Below are 4,856 nucleotides of genomic sequence, written 5' to 3' on the forward strand. Positions count from 1 at the left end.
GCCGGTGGCGGCGAGCGTGCCGGTGCCGGTGCCGGTGGTGCCGGTGCCCGTACGGGTGGTGGTCCCGGTACCGGTGCCGGTGGTGGTGGTCCCGGTGAGGCCGGCGGGCCGGACGGTCTGCGGCTGCTGACCGGCGCCGTCGGTGCCCGTGCCCGTACCGCTGCCGGTGCCGGGCTTGGCGGCCGCGGCCGCGGCTGCGGCCTCGTCCTCGGCGTGGGCCTTGGCCCAGCCCTCCTTGAGGAAGGCCTCGACGGCCTCGATCGTGCCGGCGTCCAGCGCCTTGCTGGCCGCCGCGCGCACCGCCGGGCCGCCGGCGTCCATGAGCTGGGCGAGCTTCACCCGCTTGTCGTCGGCGCGCAGGCGCGGCAGCTGGACGGTCAGGAAGTGCCGCGCGGCCTCGGCGTTGCCGTCCATGGCCTTCTGGGCGGCCTCGACGGTGTACTGGCTGCTCTCCTTGTCGGCGATGACGCGCAGGATGTCGACCCGGTCGTCCTCGAACTGGGCCTTGGCGAAGCCGCTGTTGAGGAAGGCCTCGACGGCCTCGTCGGTGCCGGCGTCCAGCGCCTTGCCGGCCGCCTCGCGCACCGCCGGGCCGCCGACGGACATCAGCTGGGAGAGCTTGACCCGGTTGTCGTCGCTGCGCAGCCGGGGCAGTTCGGCGGTCAGGAAGTGGCGCACCTCGGCGGCGCCGCCCTTGAGGGCCTTCTCGGCACCCTCGCGCACGCCGCGGCCGCTCTTCGGGTCGGCGAGCAGGGCCTCGACCTTGGCGCGGTCCTCGTCCTCGGCGCGGGCGGTGTACTGGCCGGTCTTCAGGAAGTCCAGGACGTCCTGGTAGGTGCCGTCCAGGGCCTTGGAGGCGGCGCGGCGCAGCGCGGGGCCGGCGCCCTCGGCGCCGTCCGCGATGCGGGTGAGGCGCACCCGGTTGTCGGCCGGCTGCTTCTCGGCGAGCTCGACGTCCAGGAAGTGGCGCAGTTCGGCGGCGCCGCCCTTGAGGGCCTTCTCGGCGGCCTCGCGCACGCCGGGGCCGGTGGTGGGGTCGGCGAGGATGGCCTCGACCTTGGCGCGGTCCTCGTCCTCGGCGCGGGCGATGTACTGGCCGGTCTTCAGGAACTCGGCGATGGCGTCGTCGCCGGCGCGGAGGGCGGCCTTGGCGGCGGCCTTCACGGCCGGGCCACCGAGGTGGTAGATCTGGGCGGTCCTGACCTGGTCGTCTATTTTGCGCTGGTCGTCGAGCTCGACGTCCAGGAAGTGGCGCAGTTCGGCGGCGCCGCCCTTGAGGGCCTTCTCGGCGGCCTCGCGCACGCCGGGGCCGCTCTTGGGGTCGGCGAGGATGCGCTTGACCTCGGCGCGGTCGCGCTGCTCCTGCCCGTTGCCGTCCTCGGGGGTGGCGTCCTTGACGGAGTCCGAGCCGGTGTCGGGGCCGGAGATGCCGGTCGGCTTGGGGGCGTCGGAGGCGGAGGCCGTGGCGGGGAAGAGGACGGCGGGGGCCAGGACCGCGGCGGCGACGACGGCGGACACCCGGGGCAGCTTCATCGAGAGCAAACCTGCTTCGTGTGAAGGGATCATGAACGCCCCACAGCATAGATCCACTTTTACGATCGGCATACCGAATTAGTACTGGCCCTCGACCTCCCCGACCGACCCCTGACCTGCGCGGCTTTCCCCGCCGACGCCGGGCCGCGGCGGGCCTCCTGGCCGTCCGGGGCCGCCACTAAGGTATGGCGGATGAGCTTCCACCTGGTCGTCGGACACGGGCCCGCCGGGGCCGCCACCGCCCGCCTGCTGGCCGAACGGGGCCACGAGGTCCGGGTCGTCACCCGCACCGGGCGCCCCGCCGGGCCGGCCGTCCCCGGCGTCGAACACCTCGCCCTGGACGCGAGCGACCCCGCGCGGCTGGCGCCGGCCGCCCGCGGTGCCGCCGCCGTCCACGGCTGCGCGGCGCCGCCGCTGCCGCAGTGGGCGCGGCTGTGGCCGGCGCTGACCGCCTCGCTGTGCGCGGCGGCCGAGGAGAGCGGCGCGGTGCTGGTCATGCTCGGCAACCTGTACGGCTACGGGCCGGTGGACGGCCCGATGACCGAGGACCTGCCGCTCGCCGCGACCGGCCCCAAGGGGCGGGTGCGGGCGGCGGCCTGGGAGCGGGCGCGGGCGCTGCACGAGGCCGGGCGGATCCGGGCGGTGGAGGTGCGGGCCTCGGACTTCTTCGGCCCCGGCGTCACCGACGGCGGCCACCTGGCGGCGCGGGTGATGCCCGGTCTGCTGAAGGGCCGCCCGGTCGCCACCCTCGGCGACCCGGACACCGCGCACAGCTGGACCTACCTGCCGGACGTGGCCCGGGCGATGGCCGAGATCGCCGGCGAGGAGCGGGCCTGGGGCCGGGCCTGGCACGTGCCCACCGTCCCTCCCCTGTCGGTGCGCGCGATGGTCGAGCGGCTGGCCGCCGAGGCCGGCGGCGGGCCGGTCGCGGTGCGCCGCCTGCCCGCGGCCGCGCTGGCCGTGGCTGGGCTGGTCTCCCCGCTGCTGCGCGAACTGCGGGAGGTGCGCTACCAGTTCGACCGGCCGTTCGTGGTGGACTGCTCCGCGTACGAGGCCGCGTTCGCGGTGCGGGCCACGCCGCTGGAGGAGCAGCTGCGGGCGACGGTCGCCTGGTGGCGCGAGCGCGCGCAGCCGTAACGGACCGGCGCTCAAGTCGGATGCTCCGGTCAGTGCTTGAGCGAGTCGGCGGCACAGTACCGGCCCCCTCCCGCCCCCTCCCCGGGGCGGAACCCCTTCGCACCCGCCCTTCCTCCTCCGTTCACCGGACCCCGACGTCCTTAGCATTCCATCCGTGGCCAAACGACGTGACGTTGAGCGGGAAGTCCTGCGATCCATCGGCGAGTTGGCCGCCTCCGAGCTACCCGCGGCCGCGCTGTTCCGCGAGTTGCACGCCCTGCTGCTGGAACCGCTCGGCTTCGACGGCGGCTGCTGGCACGGCAACGACCCGGTCACCGGGTTCCACCTCCACCATCGCAGACGGCCTCGACCTCGCCCAGTTCGAGCAGGCCGTGCAACTGGAGCTCCAGGGCGGGGACGCCACCACCTTCGCCGCGATGCGCACCACCGGCCACCGGGCGCAGACCGTCGACCGGGCCACCAACGGCCGCCCCGAACGCAGCGTCCGCTACCGTGAGTTGATCCGCCCCTGCGGCTACGGCGACGAGCTGCGGATCAACTTCGACCTCGACGGCGGCCGCTGGGGCTCCGCAGCGTTCATGCGCGAACGCGCCCGCGGCCGCTACGATCTGCCCAACCTGCGCCTGGCCGAACGCATCGCCGCCCCCATCGGCGCGGCCCTGCGCGTCACGAAGCCGACCCGACCGGACAATCCCTCCGAGGCCCGAACCGCTGGCACGGCCCACGTTGGCTCCGACGAACGCCCACCGCCCCGCCGCTGCAGGCGATGACGTACGACGGCTGCCGGTCGATCGGCCCGGTCATCACACCCTCCTGTGGTGAAGCCGACCGGCCGAACGGGGCCTCCGGCGCGTGCCGTCACAGGTGGGGCTGCCAGTCCGACTGCTCGCGGTGGACAGGCTGCGGCTGCCCTATGCCAAGGGCATCACCCGCACTGTTCCACCTGCCCGTGCACACAAACCAGCAGCATGTCGCCGCCGTCCTCCACAGGACCGGCGCCTGCTCCCGCCATGGACTCATCGCCCCCTGATGAACACCCATCTCCCATCCCTCGGCCCCACCGAGAACAGGGATCCCCAGGGATCAGGTCGACGGAGAGTCGTCAATCGGCCTCCATGCCGGTTCCATGCTCGGCCATCCCGGGGGCACCGCCGTCCCGGCGATCACCCCGGCTACGAGCTCCAGGAACCCCGCGTCATAGAACTGCACACTAGCCAGCTGACGGAACACCAGAAGAATGCGCCAGGAGGAGCCCCCGGCCGGCACAAAGAAACATTGATCCCCGTCCCAGTTCGAATAGGCCCAGGGCACCACCGACGCCGGGTCGAAACTTTCCCCACCCAACTCGTCGAAAAAGTATCGAAATATCTTCTCGAACGCCCGACGGCCACTCTTCATGAATTCAAGAAGCGACTCGTCGTCGCACGGGTGCGGCACAAACAGGTGTCCCCTAATAAGCCCGCCACCGTAAAGTTCGACGAACCATTTGAAGTCATCTGGCAGCCCTCTGCCGACCCATGCTTCAATTTCCTGCCAGGCTTCAAGCGGAACTCCTCTAGACCTGGGCTCCCTACCAATCAAATGGCGAAAGTCAAATTCAGACATATCCCCAGTATCCTAGATTGTAAGATCCGCAGATCGCCTCATTGTCATTCCTACTTCGCTTCCTCTCGTTTACCACCAGGCAATCCACATTAAGCCCGAGAGATCCGTGAGCCTCGAGATGAACTACCACGGGCCTGGGCAGAGGATTTCCCCGCATAAACCATTTCAACCTTGTACACGACTCTCTGTCCACCCTTCTTTATTGCCCCGGCAATATCCATTTCCACCGTCCACATGGCAGGGGCATTGGCATAATCCCAAAGCGGTACGAGATTTCTCAAATTATCCCCAGAACCTCCGAACTGCCTACCCATCAAGTGCCCCCTGGCCCGTTGCTTTTCTGTAAGGTCCCAGTATCCCGGGGGTACCACCATGGGCCTCCGCGGCGTATTCTTCCACGCCGTTTCCGTGCCATCCTCCATGTCTTCAGGACCTGCAAACTCCCCTCTCGCACCAGTTGCACGGCAGCCGGGTCTGTACAAAGAACGGCTCTGTCCCGTAATCGGTGGTAACTGTCTGTGATTCAGGCGAGGAGGATGCGGTGTCGGAGCAGGGCGAAGCCGGCCCGGCCGTGCATCTGA

General features: G+C 70.6%; 5 protein-coding genes. 2 read left to right on the top strand and 3 right to left on the bottom strand.

Going from position 1 to position 4,856, the window contains the following annotated elements; genetic code table 11:
• Window positions 1–1,605: ALF repeat-containing protein (locus tag ACWGJO_RS41025; RefSeq protein ID WP_452190884.1), on the bottom strand; the 1,605-nt coding region annotated here is incomplete at its 3' end.
• A 120-nt stretch (window positions 1,606–1,725) separates the two neighbouring features.
• Between ACWGJO_RS41025 and ACWGJO_RS41030 the strand changes: the two genes are divergently transcribed.
• Window positions 1,726–2,670: an NAD-dependent epimerase/dehydratase family protein gene (locus tag ACWGJO_RS41030; protein WP_452190885.1), complete on the top strand. Its 945-nt coding sequence runs from the start codon at window positions 1,726–1,728 to the stop codon at window positions 2,668–2,670.
• A gap of 371 nt (window positions 2,671–3,041) precedes the next feature.
• Complete coding sequence (locus ACWGJO_RS41035) at window positions 3,042–3,440, top strand: hypothetical protein (protein WP_452190886.1); 399 nt, start codon at window positions 3,042–3,044, stop codon at window positions 3,438–3,440.
• A gap of 313 nt (window positions 3,441–3,753) precedes the next feature.
• On the opposite strand, the gene ACWGJO_RS41040 is transcribed toward ACWGJO_RS41035, so the two are convergent.
• Together ACWGJO_RS41040 and ACWGJO_RS41045 are read right to left on the bottom strand one after the other, a co-directional pair.
• Window positions 3,754–4,275, bottom strand: a complete 522-nt coding sequence (locus ACWGJO_RS41040) for an SMI1/KNR4 family protein (protein ID WP_452190887.1) — start codon at window positions 4,273–4,275, stop codon at window positions 3,754–3,756.
• 89 nt (window positions 4,276–4,364) lie between these two features.
• Window positions 4,365–4,697, bottom strand: a complete 333-nt coding sequence (locus ACWGJO_RS41045) for a DNA/RNA non-specific endonuclease (protein WP_452190888.1) — start codon at window positions 4,695–4,697, stop codon at window positions 4,365–4,367.
• Between the last annotated feature and the right edge of the window lie 159 nt (window positions 4,698–4,856).

This window comes from Kitasatospora sp. NPDC054795 (assembly GCF_053611565.1).